Here is a 17,853-nt window from a genome sequence, read left to right on the forward strand (position 1 = left end):
CATCTAAAATCAATAAAGCTCCTCATCCGTTCGGACAAGGAGCCTTGACTTACAATCTATTATTTGATTCACTCAATCAAATCGTCGCTGTGAAACGGTCACTCCAAGCAACTGGATCAACGGACCACGCGAGCAGTTGTGTCTGCTCGTCCCTCGAGATCGCACTTGTCGTGACCGCCGTTTCGAGCAGTTCAGAAAAGTTCAGTAACGATGTCGCTTTCAGATTCGCCGCTGTTAAATTAGCTTGTAAACGATTCATCCCATAAGAGAAGATGGCTTGAATCTGCACGACTTCTGCCCCTGCCTGTTGCAACGCTTCCGCCGCTTCAATCGCTGATTTACCTGTCGATAACAAATCTTCGATGACGACGACGCGTTGACCCGGTTCGATCCGCCCTTCGATTTGATTGCCTTTTCCGTGCTGTTTGGCACTACCACGGACATAGACCATCGGTAAATTGAGTCGATCCGCGACGAGCGCGGCGTGTGGAATACCCGCTGTCGCCGTCCCTGCGATGACGTCGACTTGTAACGATTTGACCTGCTGCGTCAATAAATCGGCAATCATCGAACGAACTTCCGGACTCGACAACGTCAGACGATTATCACAATAGATTGGTGAACGGAGTCCGCTCGCCCAGGTGTACGGTTGACGCGGTGAGAGTGTGACGGCTTCGATTTCGAGTAATGCAGTCGCTAATGGATTCATTGTTTGATCCCCTTCCATTGTGCCAGTAAGTCTTCGTACATCGCTGCCGGGTCATCCGCCTGCGTGATGGCGCGTCCGATGACAAGATCCGTCGCTCCCGCATCGCGGGCAACTCCAACCGTCGCGATTCGTTTTTGATCATGCGCTGCTGTCCCTGCCGGTCGAATGCCTGGTGTGACGAGTTGAAATCCATCGCGACAACTCGGCTTGATTTTTTCAACGTCGAGTGCTGAACAGACAACGCCGTCTAAGCCGGCTTGTTCGGCTAGTTGCGCATACGCGACGACGACGGTTTCCAACTTCTCGTAAATCAGTAACTGTTCGACCATCACCTGATCCGTCGACGTCAGTTGTGTCACGGCAATCAATCGGGTGTTGACAGCCGATTCGTTCAATCCTTCCCGTGCCGCACGCATCATTTCGAGTCCTCCCGCAGCATGGACGTTCGTCAACTCAACGCCGAGCTGACCGATGACACGGAGGGTTCGTCGCGCCGTTTCCGGGATATCATGGACCTTCAAATCCAAAAAGACGGCATGTCCCCGTTCGACCAATTGTCGGACGAATGCTGGACCTTCAGCATAATAGAGTTCCATGCCGACTTTGACAGCAGGTCGGACTGGACCGAATTTTTCTAAAAATCGAGTGACGTGTAAACCTGACGGAAAATCAAGCGCGATGTAAAGCTGCCCCATATGCGTTCCCCCTAATATCTAAAATATGTTCGATCCCGAGTTCGTCCATTCGTTTCGGAAGAGCCGCAATCAACTCTTGGCAAATGAACGGATTGACGAAGTTTGCCGTCCCGACCGCTACTGCCGATGCACCGGCATAAATCATTTCTAGCACATCATCGACCTCCATGACGCCGCCCATCCCGATGATCGGAATCTCGACGACTTGTGCGACATCATGAATCATTCGGATGGCAACGGGTTTGATGGCGGGGCCAGACAAACCGCCAATCCGATTTGCAAGAATCGGTTGACCGGTCCGGACATCAATTCGCATCCCGACTAGCGTGTTGATCATCGTCAGCCCGTCCGCTCCTGCCTGTTCGACGGCCTGTGCCATCTCGACGATTGACGTGACGTTCGGTGACAGTTTGACGTAGACGGGTTTATCCGACACTGCTTTGACACGTCGCGTTAATTCTGCTGCCATCTTCGGGTCCGTTCCGAACTGCAGTCCGCCGGATTTGACGTTCGGACAAGAGATATTCAACTCGATTGCTTTAATGACCGGATTTTGACTGATTAACCGGGTGACCGCCTCGTATTCTTCCGGTGTCGATCCTGCGACATTCGCGATGATTTCCGTATCGAACTGGCCTAAGAACGGTAACTTCGTTTCGATGATGCCTTCGACGCCTGGATTTTGCAACCCGATTGCGTTCAACATCCCCATTCCGCTCTCCGCGACGCGTGGGGTCGGGTTTCCGTACCGTTCCTCGCCCGTCGCCGCCTTAATCATGATGCCACCAAGGACAGATAAATCGTAGAACTTGGCAAACTCTTCCCCGAAGCCGAAGCAACCGGACGCTGGCATGATGGGATTTTTTAAATTCAATCCCGGTAACGTGACCGCTAATCGATTCATAATATCACCGCTTCCGCCCGAAAGACTGGACCATCGGAGCATGTCTTAACGTAGTTTCCGTCCGGCGTCTTACAGACACAGGCGAAACAAGCACCAATCCCGCAACCCATCCGGTTTTCGATTGACAGGAAACAATCTTGAATCGGGACCGTCTGCAAGGAGCGTAACATCGGTTCCGGACCACACGCGAGTAACGTATCGAACCGCTCTGGTGTCAGTGCCGTCGTCACAAATCCCTGAATACCCGCTGTTCCGTCGACCGTCGTAATTGTCGTCGGCCCGAGCTTTTTAAACTCCTCTTCGTAAAACACACTGTCTGCTGTATCAAAACCAAGAATCGCTTCACACGTCACCCCACGTTCGACGAGTTTACGCATCGTATAATACAGCGGCGGAACACCGATTCCCCCACCAACGAGTACGACACGACTCGTTGGATCAATCAAGTTCACCGGAAAACCGTTCCCAAGTGGTCCGAGGGCATCGACGAAATCTCCAGGCCGCAAGGAAGCGAGTTCTTTTGTCCCTTGACCAATCTCCTTGAATAAAAAAGTGATGAGATCCCCCTCGACATTCGCGATTGAAATCGGACGCCGTAATAACGGACCAACGCGTAGGTGCATGAAGCGACCCGGTTCAATTTTTTTCACCTCCGGCATCCGACAAATCAGCGCTGTCGCATTAACTGCGACCTTCTTCGTTGAGACGACCGTTAGGAGTTCAATCATCGTGTCACCGCCTTTTTCATATGCGTGAATGCTTGAATCGAACTCGCTTCGAACGAGAGACTTTCAATGACTCGGAGTAGGGCTTCTGCCGTATCGAGTGATGTCAGACAGACGACATTGTTTTCTGCGGCTGCCCGGCGAATGATGAAACCATCTTTCGTCACTTGAGAGTCGCGACTCATCGTGTTGATGACATACTCGACTTCTGCTTTTTCGATTAAATCGAGCATTGACCCTTGATCGGAACCAATCTTTCCGACGACCTGGACGGCTAACTCATGTTCTGCCAAGAAACTGGCTGTTCCGGCTGTCGCGAGCAATGTGAATCCGAGTGCTGCAAACCGCTTGGCGAGACCCAGCATTTCTTGTTTATCTTGGTCAGCGACCGTCATCAAGATGCGGCCATGTTCAGGAATTGCCATCCCGGAAGCGAGTAACCCTTTATACAGCGCTTTCTCGAGCGTCCGGTCCGTTCCGATGACTTCTCCGGTCGACTTCATTTCCGGTCCGAGTGACGGATCCACTTCTTTTAGTTTCGCGAAGGAGAAGACCGGTACTTTGACGGACACGAGCTCCTCTTCCGGCAAAAGACCGCTTGTCAATCCGTAAGACGCGAGGGTTTCCCCTAAGATGACGTTCGTCGCGAGACGTGCGACCGGTAATCCTGTGACTTTTGAGATGAACGGTACAGTCCGGCTCGCCCGCGGGTTGACTTCGAGGACATAGAGTTCCCCGTCCGCAAAGACAAACTGGATGTTGAGCAATCCTTTGATGCGGAATGCTTTTGCAATGCGCGTCGTGTAATCAACGATTTGATCTTTGATGGCTTGTGCGACACGTTGCGGGGGATAGACCCCGATCGAGTCACCGGAGTGGACACCCGCACGTTCGATGTGCTCCATGATACCCGGTATGACAACATCTTCCCCGTCGCAAATCGCATCCACTTCAAGCTCCATTCCTGTCAAGTAACGGTCGACGAGGACTGGTCGTTCCGGTGAAGCGATGACGGCATACTTCATATAATGTTCGAGCTCTTGTTGTCCGTAGACGATTTCCATCGCGCGTCCACCGAGGACGTAGGATGGTCGGACGAGAACGGGATAGCCGAGACCCGCTGCCGCTGCCGTCGCTTCTTCGACCGTGACTGCTGTTTTCCCGGGCGGTTGTGGAATCTCAAGTTTCGTTAAAGCAGCTTCGAATTGTTTCCGGTCTTCTGCCATATCAAGATCTTCTAGCGCCGTTCCGAGAATCTTGACCCCTTCGTCAGCGAGCGACTCGGCTAAGTTGATGGCGGTTTGCCCACCGAATTGGACGATGACGCCGATCGGTTGTTCATTTCGGATGACTTCGAGGACATCTTCCGTCGTCAGTGGTTCAAAGTAAAGCCGGTCCGAAATCGAGAAGTCGGTCGAGACCGTTTCCGGGTTGTTGTTGACGATGATCGCTTCATACCCCGCTTCACGAATCGCTTGAATCGAGTGGACCGTCGCATAGTCGAATTCGACCCCTTGCCCGATTCGGATCGGCCCGGAACCCAGTACGAGAATCGATGGGCGTGTCGTCGGTGCCGCTTCGTTTTCGACTTCATACGTTCCGTAGTAATACGGTGTATCGGATGCAAACTCCGCTGCACACGTATCGACCATCTTGTAGACGGGATGAATTTGTTCTTGATTTCGCGTGTGGCGAATCACTGTCTCACTTTTCTTCGTGATTCGGCCAATCATCGCATCGCTGAAGCCGTAACGTTTTGCGTGTAATAAACGCTCGCGTGTCAGCTCTTCGCGTGCCAACTCCTGTTCAATTCGGAAGATATGGTGTAATTTCTCCAAAAAGAGTCGGTCGATGCTCGTCCATTCGTGGATTTGTTCGACCGAATAACCACGCTCAATCCCCGCGTAAAGGGCGAATAACCGTTCATCCGTAGCTTTGACGATGTACTGTTTGAGTGTCACTTCATCCATATCGAGGAAACGGTCCATCCGGAGATCCGACATCCCGATTTCGAGCGAGCGGACTGCCTTGAGCAAGGCTTCTTCCATCGTCCGTCCCATCGCCATGACTTCGCCTGTCGCCTTCATTTGCGTCCCGAGCGTCCGGTCTGCCGATTCAAATTTATCAAACGGCCAGCGCGGAATCTTCGCGACGACGTAGTCGAGTGCTGGTTCAAACGAGGCAAAACTCGTTTCCGTGATCGGGTTCTTCAGTTCCGATAAGGCATAACCGACAGCAATTTTTGCCGCAAGTTTTGCAATCGGGTAGCCTGTCGCCTTCGACGCCAAGGCCGACGAGCGTGAAACGCGTGGGTTCACTTCGATGACATAGTAGTCGAAACTATGCGGATCAAGTGCAAACTGGATGTTACATCCGCCTTCGATGCCAAGGGCGCGAATGATGTCGAGTGAAACATTTCGCATCATTTGATAATCGCGGTCGGACAGTGTCTGGGTTGGAGCAAAGACAATCGAGTCGCCCGTATGGACGCCGACCGGGTCAAAGTTTTCCATCGCACAGACGATGATTGCTTGGTTCGTCGCGTCACGCATGACTTCGAACTCAACTTCTTTCATCCCGGCAATCGATTTCTCAAGCAAAACTTGGTTCGCCGGACTCGCTTTGATACCGCCCTCGACGATTCGGACGAACTCGTCCATCGTTTCGGCAATCCCGCCGCCTGTACCACCGAGCGTGTAAGCCGGTCGAATGATGATCGGTAGACCGATTTTCGCGCAAAATTGTTCCGCTTCTTCTACTGTATGAACGATTTCACTCTCCGGGACACCGTGTCCAAGTCTGAACATCAATTTTCTGAACAAATCACGATCTTCTGCCTCTTCAATCGCGGACAGTTTCGTTCCGAGCAGTTCGACACCATATTCAGCCAAAACGCCGAGTCGGTCGAGTTCGACCGCTAGATTCAATCCCGTCTGCCCACCGAGTGTCGCAAGCAAGGCATCCGGACGTTCCTTGCGGATGATCCGGGAAACGAACTCCGCTTGGAGCGGTTCGATGTAAACCCGGTCCGCGACAGTCGGGTCTGTCATGATCGTTGCGGGGTTTGAGTTGACGAGGATGACTTCGTAGCCTTCTTCCTTGAGTGCTTGGCACGCTTGTGTTCCGGCATAATCAAACTCTGCTGCTTGTCCGATGACGATCGGACCTGATCCGATCACGAGAATCTTCTGGATATCTTGACGTTTAGGCATGAGTGACCTCCTGTTGGTTCGTGATTTCTGTTAAAAACTGATCGAATAAATCATTGGCATCCATTGGACCGGGTGATGCTTCCGGATGATATTGAACAGAGAAGACGGGTTCCGTCCGGTGTCTGACACCTTCGACCGTCCCATCATTGATCGCGACGTGTGTCACGATTAACTCGAATCCCTTCAATGACTGTTCGTCGACGGCGTAGCCATGATTTTGTGAGGTGATGCTGACGTGACCGGTTTGAAGATCTTGAACCGGGTGATTGGCACCGCGATGACCGAACGGTAACTTGAACGTATCTGCGCCGTGCGCAAGCGCAATCAATTGATGACCGAGACAAATGCCGAAGATGACGATTTTCCCTGTCAACTCTTGAATCAAGGGAATCGCCGTTGGAACGTCTTTCGGATTCCCGGGACCGTTCGATAACATCATCCCGTCCGGTTGATAACGCAAGACTTCCTTCGCCGTAACATTGTAAGGTACGACGACCACTTCGCAACCGCGGCGGACGAGTTCACGGACGATGCCGAGCTTCGCGCCAAAATCGACGAGGACAATCCGTGGGCCGGCACCCGGAATGATGTACGCCCGTTCCGTCGAAGCACGTTGTACCTGATCCGTTGCGAGCGGCATGTTATGCAAACGGTCTAATTGGTCGGCGAGATTAAATTCACCATCGACGAGCAATCCCCGCATGACACCTTTCGACCGTAAGTGCCGCGTCAGTTGACGTGTATCGACGCCGGTTAAGCCCGGAATATCGAATTCTTCTAACGCCTCTGCTAACGACGATTGGGAGCGAAAGTTCGACGGGGTATGGCAGACTTCACGGACGATGAGTGCTTTCGCGAGTGGTCGCGTCGTTTCGTAATCTTCCCGGTTGATGCCATAGTTCCCGATCAGGGGATTCGTCAAGACGATCATCTGGTCACAATACGATGGGTCGGATAACATTTCCTGGTAGCCCGTCATCCCTGTCTGGAAGACGACTTCCCCCATCGTGACGCGTGTTGCGCCAAACGCTGTCCCTTCGAACGTCATACCATCTTCTAAAATGAGTGTCCGTTTAGACATGTGCCGTTTCCCCCTTGAATACGATTTTTCCACCGACGAGTGTCATGACAGGGTATCCTGTCAGTAACTGACCCGCGAACGGTGTATTTTTCCCTTTTGAATAAAAACGTTCTGGCTCAACCGGTCGGACGGTCTCTAAATCAAGCAAAACGAGATCTGCCGGTGCCCCGACTTCTAAGCGACCATATGGCAAGTCGAACAAGGCGGCAGGCTTGCGTGTCAATGCATCGACTAAGTCGTTTAGCGTCATCTGGTTCGTTTGGACAAGTTTCGTATAAAGTAGTGGAAATGCTGTCTCGAAGCCGGTAATTCCAAATGGTGCCCGCTCGATGCCGAGTGCTTTTTCATCAGCCGCGTGTGGCGCGTGATCCGTTGCGATACAATCAATCGTGCCGTCGCGTAACCCCTCGAGCAATGCCGCCCGGTCCGCCTTACTCCGAAGGGGCGGATTCATTTTAAAGTTCGGATCCTGCCCCTCGATGTCATCTTCCGTCAGGACGAGATGGTGCGGTGTCACTTCTGCCGTGACACGAATTCCTGCCCGTTTGGCGTCACGAATGACCCGGACCGATTCTTTTGTCGAGACATGACAGACATGATAATGGCAGCCGGTCGCTTCTGCGATTAAGACGTCGCGTGCGATGTGGATACTTTCCGCGAGTGATGGAATCCCCTGCAATCCTTCCCGTTCACTATACGCACCTTCATGGACAGAGCCGGCTTTCAGCGTATCGTCCTCACAATGGGCGACGACCGTCTTCCCTAGTTTTGCGGCATGTCGCATCGCTTCCCGCATGACGGCGGCACTTTGTACGCCGACGCCGTCATCTGTAAACGCAAAGGCATCCGTTAGTTCTTCAAACGCGACGAGTTCTTGTCCTAGCTGATTTTTTGAAATCGCCGCATAAGGCAAAACCCGGACAGACGCCGTTTCTTCGATTTTCTTGAACAAGGCGTCTAACGTCTCGCGATCGTCCGGAACAGGACGCGTATTCGGCATCGGGCAGATTGTCGTGAATCCGCCTGCTGCGGCTGCGGCCGTCCCCGTTGCAATCGTTTCTTTATGTTCGCCACCCGGTTCGCGGAGATGAACATGGATATCGACGAATCCTGGTGCTAACAAGCGGTTGCTTGCATCGATGACTTGCTCACCTGCCTGGGGCGAAGCGTCGAGATCCGTAATCAAACCATCCTCGATGCGAATGCTTGATTGTTGCAATTGTCCGTTTTGATACCATGTCGCGTGATCGATACGTAGTGTCATATTAAACCGCTCCTTCAGTTGAGTTAGGATGAAACGCACGTTCTAAAATCGCCATTCGGGCGAACACACCATTTTTCATCTGCTCGAAGATCCGTGACTGGGTATGTTCGACCAATTCGTCCGCAATCTCGATCCCGCGATTGACAGGTGCCGGGTGTAAAATGATCGCATCCGGTCGGACCCGTCGCATCCGGTCGAGTGTCAAACCATATTGTTCGTGATACGTTTCTTCGAGCTCCATCGATTGATTGTGCCGTTCCTGTTGAACGCGGAGTAACATGATGATGTCACTTTGCTGCAGTGCCTCGTCCATCGGGACATAGGCAATCCCCATCGTCTCGTCAAACCATTCCGGGGGACCGGAACCGATGACAATCGCCCCGAGCCGTTGCAACACGTCCGCGTTCGACCGGGCGACCCGGCTATGCCGTAAGTCCCCACAGATGACGACCGTTTTCCCGTGAACATGACCGAACGCTTCATACATCGTCATCAAATCGAGTAACGACTGGGACGGATGTTGACCGCTCCCATCACCCGCGTTAATGACTGGAATCGTCAACTGCTCAATCAGCGCGTGGTAGTATCCTGTCTCCTGATGGCGAATGACAAGTGCTTCGACCCCAAGTGCTTCGAGCGTCTTACATGTATCGAGTAACGTTTCTCCTTTTTGGACGGACGATGTCGTCGTCTCAAACGGAAGGACATGCATTCCTAAGCGATGTTCCGCCATTTCGAATGAACAGCGTGTCCGTGTCGAATTTTCAAAGAACAGGTTGGCGATCGTTTTATTCGCAAAGGTTTTTGACGGTTGTCCATGTTTCAAATCAAGCGCCCGCTCAATCAACTGCTCGATTTCTAGAATCGAGAGCTGGTCGAGACTGACGAAATCGGGACTCACTGGTTGGGTTTTCATCTCGTTCACTCCTTTTTCGGCCGCAAAAAAGCGCACCTTCTGATGTGAAGGTGCGCTGAAGAAAGCAGATGAACATCTGCAATCTAAAAGGGCCTCCACTTTATCGTCCTCTCGGGAACGTCTTAAAAGTCGTTAGCTGCTCGTTTCGATTGTAAAGGTGTGTCTTCTATTTCCTCGACTTCTTCCTGTGCTGCCTTCGGTAAAATCAAGTTCAGGACAACTCCGAGGATGGTTGCGAGTGCCATTCCTTCTAACGAGAAGTTCCCAACTTTCAAAGCCGCACCGCCGATGCCGATGACAAGGATGACGGCCGTGATCGTCAAGTTTCGTTTATCCGCTAAATCGACCTTACTTTCGACAATCGTCCGGAGACCGTTCGAGGCGATGACACCGAACAAGAGGATGCTGATGCCGCCCATGACGGGTGTCGGAATCGTTTTAATGAAGCCTTCGACGTATCCAAGGAATCCGAAGCTGATGGCAAGTAATGCTGCGCCACCGAGTACAAACACGCTGTAGACACGCGTGATTGCCATGACACCATTGTTTTCGCCATATGTCGTGACAGGTGGACCACCGAGCATCGAAGCGACCGCTTTGGCAATCCCGTCTCCAAGCACGGTCCGGTGCATTCCCGGATCAAGGAGCGTCTCGCGCCCAATGATGCGGGAAGTGACCTTTTGTTCACCGATATGTTCCGTCAACGTGACGAGTGTGACCGGGACGATCAAGGCGAGTGCCGCCCAGTTCAAGGTCGGTGAATAGTCGAGGAACGGAATCGTAAAGTCAGGTAGATGGAAGAATGTTGCCTCACGCAGTGGTGCGAAATCGACGATACCGCTGATTGCTGCGACGAGGTATCCGGCGAGAATTCCGAATAAAATCGGCACCGTGCTCCACATGCCTTTAAAGTACGTCATCGCGAGGAGCGTAACAGCGAGCGTCGTCAAAGCGACGAAGAAGAACAAGCCGTTATATGTGCCATCCGCTCCGTTCATTGCCATGCTGACAGCCGTTGGTGCAAGCGATAGACCGATGACCATGATGACCGGACCGATGACGACCGGCGGGAGCAGTTTCATCAACCAAGAGACGCCGGTGTAGGTGATGATTAAGGAGACGAGTCCATAGACAAGTCCAGCGACCATCCCGCCGACCAGAGCATCTTCGACACCCCAGCGTTCACTGACGGCGATGATCGGGACGATGTAGGCAAAACTAGAACCAAGATAGGTTGGGACTTTGAAACGGGTGACGGCGAGGAAAATCAACGTGCCGACTCCGCTCGCGACGAGTGCGACAGAGGTGTTCAATCCTGTAAGTAACGGAACGAGCACGGTCGCACCAAACATCGCGAAGACATGTTGGAGGCTGAGCATCAGCCACTGAAGAGGGTTTTTAGGTAGTTCACGGACATCAAGAATTGCTTTATGTTTTGACATGAGAGCATCTCCCTTTCTGGTCTCTCTGGACCACGTTAAAGGTATTTTTGTTTTAACGTTTAATGAATACTTGATCAGCGTCGTCGACTTCTGATAAGGCGACAACGACTTGTTCTTCGCGTGACGTCGGAACGTTTTTACCGATGAAGTCTGGTCGAATCGGTAATTCACGGTGTCCCCGGTCAACGAGGACCGCTAACTGGATCATGCTTGGCCGACCATGGTCGACGAGTGCGTCCATCGCCGCGCGGACCGTCCGTCCCGTGTACAGGACATCATCGACGAGTACAACGATTTTTCCTGTGACATCTTCCGGCATCTCGGCCCCTTTGATTTCCGGCTCAAGGCTTTTTTTCGAGAGATCATCGCGGTACATCGAAATGTCGACGACACCGAGTAACACGGCTTTTCCTTCAATCTCTTCAATCCGTCGGGCAAGTCGTCTCGCAAGTGTTTCGCCCCGTGTCTTGATACCGACGATCATCAACTCTTCAATCCCTTTGTTACGTTCGATGATTTCATGGGCGATTCGTGTCAAGGCACGACTGATTGCTGCTTCATCTAAAATAATGGCTGGTTTCATGGCTTCTCCTTTCATAAAAAAACCTCCTGCTTAATCGGCAGGAGGTTGTTGAAGACAAATGTGTACATGGCAGAGCCATGCGTTTACACGCGTTACGGTGTCTCCCTTTCGTAGCCTCTCCGGACTCGATTAAAGGTGTTCTAATTGGGTAGGATCGTCACGCGGACGACCGATTTGATGAGGCTGATGTCTCGCATCGCTCTCTAGGTGTTACTCTACCGTTTTATCAGAAAAACGTCAAGACTCTAATTCAAGTTTTTTCAACTGGCTGATCTCAAACGTCATTTCTTCCGGGAGTGGTGCTTCGAACGATAACCATTCACCAGTCCGGGGATGTTCGAATCCGAGAACCGCCGCATGGAGTGCTTGCCCATTCATCTTCATCGTCTTCCGTGGTCCATATTTCGGGTCACCCGCAAGCGGGAATCCGATATAGCGCATGTGGACACGAATTTGGTGTGTCCGCCCTGTTTCGAGTTTACACTCAACGACCGTAAAGCCTTCATACCGGTCAAGGACACGGAAATGCGTGACAGCGGCTTTTGAGTTTTTGTCCGTGACCGTCATCCGTTGACGGTCATTTTTATCACGGCCGACCGGTGCTTCAATCGTTCCGAGTTCATGGGGAATTTCACCGTGGACAAGCGCGATATACAGACGTTCCGTCGTCTTATCTTTTAATTGTTGCGCAAGCGATTCATGGGCTAAATCATTTTTAGCGACCATCAAGAGACCTGACGTATCTTTATCGATCCGGTGCACGATTCCTGGTCGTTTGACCCCATTGATGCCTGAGAGGTCTTGACAGTGATGGAGCAACGCGTTGACGAGTGTTCCTGACACATGCCCCGCTGCCGGGTGGACGACCATCCCTTTTGGTTTGTTGATGACGATGACATCACTGTCTTCGTAGACGACATCTAGCGGAATGTCTTCCGGTAAGATTTCGAGTTCGACGGCTTCCGGAATATGCACGGTGATGTTTTCCGTTCCCGTCATCTTATAGTTCGGTTTCACGATACGCCCGTCTACTTCGACGTGCCCCGCCTTTAACCAGTCTTGCACTTGCGAACGAGACCAGTCCTGTTGTTCAGCCAACCATTTATCGATTCGCCCTGTCGCGCCTTTTGCTTCAACCGTCCATACTTGTTGTTCATTCATTAATCAATCGTTCCCTTCTTCGTCAAACGCTCTTCGAACATGACGCTAATCAGCATCAAAATCACTCCAAATGTCAAGCAGACGTCTGCGACATTAAAGATCGGAAAATTATAGCCGAACGGATAAAAGTGTAAGAAATCAACGACTTCTCCACGCGCCATCCGATCGATGAAATTCCCGATCGCTCCACTTAGTAGTAAAGCGACACTCCAAGCAAATACTTTGTTTTTTGTTCCTTCTTTGTACAGAAAATAAATCAGACCCACAACAACGAGAACCGTCACGATGAAGAAGAAGCCGAATTTTCCTTCAAGCATTCCCCATGCCGCTCCACGGTTGCGGTATGAATTGAGATAAAAGAAAGTTGGAATGACTTCAATCGCTTGACCAATCGTCATCTGCTGGATGACGATCCATTTCGTCAATTGATCCACTCCTACGAGTAAAGCAGCAATCACTAAGTAAAGCCACATCCTGTTTTCCCCCACATCAAAAAATAATGAGGGGCAGCTACGAAGTCGCAGTAGCCGCCCCTCCCCTTATTCATTATAAAGAATTGACGACCGCAGTACAACGAGGACAAAGTGTCGGATGAGCCGGATCTTGACCAAGTTCAGTCGAATATGTCCAGCAACGTTCACATTTCTCTCCGTCCGCTTTTAAAACAGTGATTGCCGTCGTCTCGTAGTTCCGTTCTGCCGAATCGACAAAATCGATGTGTGAGACTTGAAGCAACTGTTCAAGGTGGTCGATCGTCGCAAGCAATGCTTTCGTTTCAGCATTCGGTGCGAGCTCGAGTTTGGCTTCGAGCGTTTTTCCGACGAGTTTCTCTGCCCGTGCTTCTTCAAGCGCCTTCAAGACATCATCGCGGAAGACAAGGAAACTGTTCCATTTCGCGATCAGTGCCAGTCCTTCTTCTGATACGTCGACTGCTTCCGGTAAATCCGTCAAGAAGATACTTGCCGTCTCGACGCCAGGAACGAATTCCCATGCTTCGTCCGCCGTATGTGGTAAGACAGGTGCCATCAATTGTAACAATGTCACGACTGTATCATACATGACCGTTTGAACGGCCCGACGCGCCGGAGCATCTGCTTGTTCGATATACAAGATGTCTTTCGTATAGTCGAGGTAGAACGAAGACAAGTCAAGGACACAGAAGTTATGCAACAGTTGGTAAACTGCCATGAAATCATACGCATCATAGGCTTTCTTGACCTTGCCGACAAGTTGATCAAGCTTCGTCCGCATGAAACGGTCTGCTTCCGGTAAATCTTCAAACGCAACACGATGTGTCGTGTGATCGAATTGATCGAGGTTCCCGAGCAAGAAGCGGACCGTGTTACGGATTTTACGGTATGATTCTGACACTTGTTTAAAGTTATCCATCGATGCCCGAACATCTGATTGATAATCGACTGACGCAACCCACAGACGAAGAATCTCAGCACCGAATTGTTGCATGATTTGGATCGGGGCAATCGTATTCCCGATCGACTTCGACATCTTCCGTCCTTGACCGTCTAATACGAAACCATGACTGACGACGGCTTTATAAGGTGCTTTTCCAGTTGTCGCAACAGCTGTCGAAAGCGACGAGTTGAACCAGCCACGGTATTGATCCGACCCTTCGAGGTAGAGATCAGCCGGACGCTCAAGTTCCGGACGCGCTGCTAGCACACCGGCATGGGACGAGCCGGAATCGAACCAGACATCCATGATATCTGTTTCTTTTTTGAACTGACCATTCGGACTTGCCGGGTGCGTAAAGCCTTCCGGCAATAAGTCGATTGCTTCGCGTTCGTACCAAACGTTCGAGCCATGCTCTGCGAACAAGTTCGCGATGTGGTCGATTGTTTCCGGTGTAACGATTTCGGTTCCGTCTTCTGCATAGAAGATTGGAAGTGGCACACCCCATGCCCGTTGACGTGAGATGACCCAGTCACCACGATCTTTAAACATGTTGTGCAGACGTGTTTCGCCCCATGCAGGTACCCACTGAACACCTTTGATTTCGTCGAGGATTTCCGCACGGAAGTCTTTGATTGACGCGAACCATTGTGGTGTCGCCCGGAAGATGACCGGTTTTTTCGTCCGCCAGTCGTGCGGATACGAGTGTTTGATGAACGATAGTTTCAACAATGCGCCCGCTTTTTCTAACGCAAGACCGACTTCTTTGTTCGCATCTTCATAGAACATGCCTTCGAATCCAGGTGCTTCCGCCGTCATGACTCCTTTATCGTCAACTGGGCAGAGGACGTCGAGTCCGTACGCTTGTCCGATACGATAGTCATCTTCCCCGTGTCCAGGTGCCGTGTGTACGACGCCGGTTGCTTCCGCCGTAACATGATCACCAAGCATGACGAGTGATTCACGGTCGTAGAGCGGGTGTTTGGCTTTCATGTATTCGAAATCTGCTCCATTGAAGACACGACCGACTGTCGCGTCTTCCCATCCGAGCGCCTCGATGACTTCAGGAACAAGCGTTTCTGCGACGATGTAACCTTTTCCTTCGTACTCGATTCGAGCATACGTGAGTTCCGCACTGACAGCGATTCCGAGGTTGGCAGGAATCGTCCACGGCGTCGTCGTCCAGATGACGAAGTGGTCGGTCGGCTCTAAGATGTTGTTTCCTTCTAAGACAGGGAACGCAACATAGATGGCAGCAGAACGTTTATCATGGTATTCGATTTCCGCTTCTGCTAGTGCCGACTCAGAAGAAGGTGACCAGTAGACCGGTTTTTTGCCTTTATAGATATAGCCTTTGTTCGCCATGTCACCGAAGAGGCGAATTTGCGCTGCTTCAAATTCCGGTTGGAGCGTGATGTATGGATTATCATAGTCACCGAGAACACCTAAACGTTTAAACTGTTCACGCTGATGATCGACTTGTTCGAGTGCATATTTCGCACACAACTCACGGAACTCAGCGACGGACATCGTCTTCCGGTCGACACCTGATTTTTGGAGCGCTGTTTCAATCGGTAACCCGTGTGTATCCCAACCGGGTACGTATGGCGAACGGAAACCATTCATCGATTTGTAACGGACGACGATATCTTTTAAGACTTTGTTTAATCCGTGCCCCATGTGGATATCACCGTTAGCGTATGGCGGTCCATCATGAAGGATGAAGGTTGGTTTCCCAGCATTTTTTTCTTGAACTGCTTGATATAAGTTCATCTCGTTCCAACGTGCCTGCATGTCCGGCTCACGTTTCGGCAAGTTACCTCGCATTAGAAATTCAGTTTTCATCATCAGTAATGTATCTTTGTACTCCATCTGGCATTCCCTCACTTCTTTTATTTAAATACACAAAAAAGCCAAACGCATCCCTGGTATAGGGACGAGTTTGGCTTGAACTCGCGGTACCACCCTACTAGCAGTCCAACCGTACGAACTGCCACTTAAGAGCCCGGTAACGGGGGCGAATCGGCGAGCCTTACTAAACAAACGGTTCAGACTCACACTCAAAGGGGATATCTGTCCTCACTTACTGTTCGGGCTCGCACCAGTTCCCGATTCGCTTGCAGCAGTCTGAGTAAGACCTGTCCTTCTCATTGATTTAAGTTATACGACATCGTCGTCATTATACGCAACTGCAGGAATCTCGTCAAGCGCACCACGCGTCGAGCTGTCAAACGCATCCCAGTCGTGACTCGTCAATAATTCCATCTGTGCATCAATCAAGACTTTAAAACGATTGCGGTACAATTCGATTTTCTTACGCATCTGTTCGACTTCGAAATCTGTTCGTTGTGCACGACGTTGGGCAGAATCTTGAAGCTGCTCCGCTTCCCGCTCCGCCTGTTTTAAAATCAAGCTTGCTTCTTTCGTTGCATTGGCTTTGACTTCTTCCCCTGCTTCTTGGGCGACAATGATTGATTTATTCAATGTTTCTTCCATCGAACTGAAGTAATCGACACGCGACTGCATGTTTTGAATCACTTCTTGCTGTTGGCGGTTTTCCCGCAACAACACTTCAAAGTCCTTAATGACTTGATCCAGGAATTCGTTGACCTCATCCTCGTCATAGCCACGAAACTTACGTGTAAATTCCTTATTATGAATATCAAGTGGCGTCAATGGCATGATGAAATCCTCCTCAGCATTTTTTAACCTTTTAATAATCCGTACTGTAATTTAATCCGGTCGCGTTTCGTCGACCCTAAAATAGCCGTCAATTTGACGCGTCCCGTCCCCCGAAGCGAAAGCAAATCGCCTTCTTCAAGCATGAAGCTCGGATCCTCGACGATTTTGTAATTCACTTTACTTTCACCTTGCTTGATCAAACTCTGTGCTTTTTGTCGTGAAAAACCAAGTACTTCACTGACGACGGTATCAAAGCGCAGTGAACTGACAAAACCAAGTTCTTCTTGCCACTCTTGCTCTTTGATTTTCAATTGGTCTTCCAGTTCGACGCGAGATAAACGAATTTTCGTTTTCCCCGCACGCTCGACGTTCACTTCAATATAGGAAGCGACGTCTTCTGCGACCGCGAATTGGACGATTTGATCTTGAATGACGACATCACCGAACTTGCCGCGTTTTAAGCCAACGTTCAAGAGAGTTCCCGTTACTTGACGATGCGATAATTCAACGAATTTTGTAGGATAATGGATACGATAGATGGCAATATCAAAGTCGTTCGCATCAAGTTCATAGTAATCAGGAGCAATCAATGCCCGTTGTCGCTCTGCCCCTTCGAAACCGCCCTCAAAAAAGAGGGCACATTTCGTTCCGACGAGTTCACGTGTGATTTGCTGTTCGCGTGGGTCAAGAAAATCTGTCAGTTTAAACGTATAGGTCGCTTCGACATGATCGATCCAGTTTAAGACAAGATCGACGAACTCCCGCTCATGTCCGCGATAGTGATCATAGACGCTCATTAGAAGAAGATTGCTTGGATGCCTGATTGTGCGAGATTCAACACTAAAAAGGCAACGATTGGTGAAATATCAAGCATTCCTCCGATGGGCGGGATGATCCGTCGGAAAGGCGCTAAAAACGGTTCGACTAACATCGCGAGTACTTGTCCAAATCTTGACTCCCGTGCATTCGGGAACCAAGAGAGTAAAATATACACGATCATGACGTAGCTATAATATTGTAATAATGTTCCTAACGTACGCCCAATGGCATACATGACTTGTGAATCCAT

Annotated in this window: 16 protein-coding genes; all 16 read right to left on the reverse strand. The window is 50.7% G+C overall.

From position 1 onward, the window contains the following. Positions 1-76: 76 nt before the first annotated feature. Entirely contained in the window at positions 77-709 is a 633-nt protein-coding gene (pyrE, locus tag KNQ04_RS00200; RefSeq protein WP_214846536.1) for an orotate phosphoribosyltransferase, read from the reverse strand. Continuing rightward, positions 706-1,404: an orotidine-5'-phosphate decarboxylase gene (pyrF, locus tag KNQ04_RS00205; RefSeq protein WP_214846537.1), complete on the reverse strand. Its 699-nt coding sequence runs from the start codon at positions 1,402-1,404 to the stop codon at positions 706-708. Before pyrF ends, pyrE begins: the two co-directional genes overlap by 4 nt. Further along, positions 1,379-2,308 (reverse strand): dihydroorotate dehydrogenase, encoded by a 930-nt coding sequence (locus tag KNQ04_RS00210; RefSeq protein ID WP_159172386.1) that lies wholly within the window; start codon positions 2,306-2,308, stop codon positions 1,379-1,381. Before KNQ04_RS00210 ends, pyrF begins: the two co-directional genes overlap by 26 nt. Further along, positions 2,305-3,036, reverse strand: a complete 732-nt coding sequence (locus tag KNQ04_RS00215; protein WP_214846538.1) for a dihydroorotate dehydrogenase electron transfer subunit — start codon at positions 3,034-3,036, stop codon at positions 2,305-2,307. Before KNQ04_RS00215 ends, KNQ04_RS00210 begins: the two co-directional genes overlap by 4 nt. Continuing rightward, positions 3,033-6,245: a carbamoyl-phosphate synthase large subunit gene (carB, locus tag KNQ04_RS00220; RefSeq protein WP_214846539.1), complete on the reverse strand. Its 3,213-nt coding sequence runs from the start codon at positions 6,243-6,245 to the stop codon at positions 3,033-3,035. Before carB ends, KNQ04_RS00215 begins: the two co-directional genes overlap by 4 nt. Continuing rightward, a complete protein-coding gene (locus KNQ04_RS00225; protein WP_214846540.1) occupies positions 6,238-7,326 on the reverse strand; it encodes a carbamoyl phosphate synthase small subunit in 1,089 nt (362 codons plus the stop codon). Before KNQ04_RS00225 ends, carB begins: the two co-directional genes overlap by 8 nt. Beyond that, positions 7,319-8,590, reverse strand: a complete 1,272-nt coding sequence (locus KNQ04_RS00230) for a dihydroorotase (RefSeq protein WP_214846541.1) — start codon at positions 8,588-8,590, stop codon at positions 7,319-7,321. The genes KNQ04_RS00225 and KNQ04_RS00230 overlap by 8 nt, the downstream gene beginning before the upstream one ends. A 1-nt stretch (position 8,591) precedes the next feature. Next, complete coding sequence (locus KNQ04_RS00235) at positions 8,592-9,506, reverse strand: aspartate carbamoyltransferase catalytic subunit (RefSeq protein WP_214846542.1); 915 nt, start codon at positions 9,504-9,506, stop codon at positions 8,592-8,594. Positions 9,507-9,628: 122 nt separating this feature from the next. Then, entirely contained in the window at positions 9,629-10,948 is a 1,320-nt protein-coding gene (locus tag KNQ04_RS00240; RefSeq protein WP_214846543.1) for a uracil-xanthine permease family protein, read from the reverse strand. Between the two features lie 52 nt (positions 10,949-11,000). Further along, positions 11,001-11,531 (reverse strand): bifunctional pyr operon transcriptional regulator/uracil phosphoribosyltransferase PyrR, encoded by a 531-nt coding sequence (gene pyrR, locus KNQ04_RS00245; RefSeq protein WP_214847363.1) that lies wholly within the window; start codon positions 11,529-11,531, stop codon positions 11,001-11,003. A 237-nt stretch (positions 11,532-11,768) separates the two neighbouring features. Further along, positions 11,769-12,692, reverse strand: coding sequence for an RluA family pseudouridine synthase (locus KNQ04_RS00250; RefSeq protein WP_214846544.1), 924 nt, complete (start codon positions 12,690-12,692; stop codon positions 11,769-11,771). Continuing rightward, entirely contained in the window at positions 12,692-13,165 is a 474-nt protein-coding gene (lspA, locus tag KNQ04_RS00255; protein WP_214846545.1) for a signal peptidase II, read from the reverse strand. The genes KNQ04_RS00250 and lspA overlap by 1 nt, the downstream gene beginning before the upstream one ends. A 73-nt stretch (positions 13,166-13,238) precedes the next feature. Beyond that, entirely contained in the window at positions 13,239-15,974 is a 2,736-nt protein-coding gene (gene ileS, locus KNQ04_RS00260; protein ID WP_214846546.1) for an isoleucine--tRNA ligase, read from the reverse strand. 288 nt (positions 15,975-16,262) lie between these two features. After that, the gene (locus KNQ04_RS00265; protein WP_214846547.1) at positions 16,263-16,784 is read right to left on the reverse strand and encodes a DivIVA domain-containing protein; all 522 of its coding nucleotides are present in this window, start codon (positions 16,782-16,784) and stop codon (positions 16,263-16,265) included. A gap of 23 nt (positions 16,785-16,807) precedes the next feature. Beyond that, positions 16,808-17,581, reverse strand: coding sequence for a YlmH family RNA-binding protein (locus KNQ04_RS00270; RefSeq protein ID WP_214846548.1), 774 nt, complete (start codon positions 17,579-17,581; stop codon positions 16,808-16,810). Then, complete coding sequence (locus KNQ04_RS00275; protein ID WP_214846549.1) at positions 17,581-17,853, reverse strand: YggT family protein; 273 nt, start codon at positions 17,851-17,853, stop codon at positions 17,581-17,583. The genes KNQ04_RS00270 and KNQ04_RS00275 overlap by 1 nt, the downstream gene beginning before the upstream one ends.

This window comes from Exiguobacterium sp. s193, assembly GCF_018618755.1.
GTDB lineage: Bacteria > Bacillota > Bacilli > Exiguobacteriales > Exiguobacteriaceae > Exiguobacterium_A.

Coding starts and splice junctions, on each gene's coding strand:
- pyrE (WP_214846536.1), bottom strand. CDS start 709: ATGAATCCATTAGCGACTGCATTACTCGAAATCGAAGCCGTCACACTC.
- pyrF (WP_214846537.1), bottom strand. CDS start 1,404: ATGGGGCAGCTTTACATCGCGCTTGATTTTCCGTCAGGTTTACACGTC.
- KNQ04_RS00210 (WP_159172386.1), bottom strand. CDS start 2,308: ATGAATCGATTAGCGGTCACGTTACCGGGATTGAATTTAAAAAATCCC.
- KNQ04_RS00215 (WP_214846538.1), bottom strand. CDS start 3,036: ATGATTGAACTCCTAACGGTCGTCTCAACGAAGAAGGTCGCAGTTAAT.
- carB (WP_214846539.1), bottom strand. CDS start 6,245: ATGCCTAAACGTCAAGATATCCAGAAGATTCTCGTGATCGGATCAGGT.
- KNQ04_RS00225 (WP_214846540.1), bottom strand. CDS start 7,326: ATGTCTAAACGGACACTCATTTTAGAAGATGGTATGACGTTCGAAGGG.
- KNQ04_RS00230 (WP_214846541.1), bottom strand. CDS start 8,590: ATGACACTACGTATCGATCACGCGACATGGTATCAAAACGGACAATTG.
- KNQ04_RS00235 (WP_214846542.1), bottom strand. CDS start 9,506: ATGAAAACCCAACCAGTGAGTCCCGATTTCGTCAGTCTCGACCAGCTC.
- KNQ04_RS00240 (WP_214846543.1), bottom strand. CDS start 10,948: ATGTCAAAACATAAAGCAATTCTTGATGTCCGTGAACTACCTAAAAAC.
- pyrR (WP_214847363.1), bottom strand. CDS start 11,531: ATGAAACCAGCCATTATTTTAGATGAAGCAGCAATCAGTCGTGCCTTG.
- KNQ04_RS00250 (WP_214846544.1), bottom strand. CDS start 12,692: ATGAATGAACAACAAGTATGGACGGTTGAAGCAAAAGGCGCGACAGGG.
- lspA (WP_214846545.1), bottom strand. CDS start 13,165: ATGTGGCTTTACTTAGTGATTGCTGCTTTACTCGTAGGAGTGGATCAA.
- ileS (WP_214846546.1), bottom strand. CDS start 15,974: ATGGAGTACAAAGATACATTACTGATGATGAAAACTGAATTTCTAATG.
- KNQ04_RS00265 (WP_214846547.1), bottom strand. CDS start 16,784: ATGCCATTGACGCCACTTGATATTCATAATAAGGAATTTACACGTAAG.
- KNQ04_RS00270 (WP_214846548.1), bottom strand. CDS start 17,581: ATGAGCGTCTATGATCACTATCGCGGACATGAGCGGGAGTTCGTCGAT.
- KNQ04_RS00275 (WP_214846549.1), bottom strand. CDS start 17,853: ATGGATTCACAAGTCATGTATGCCATTGGGCGTACGTTAGGAACATTA.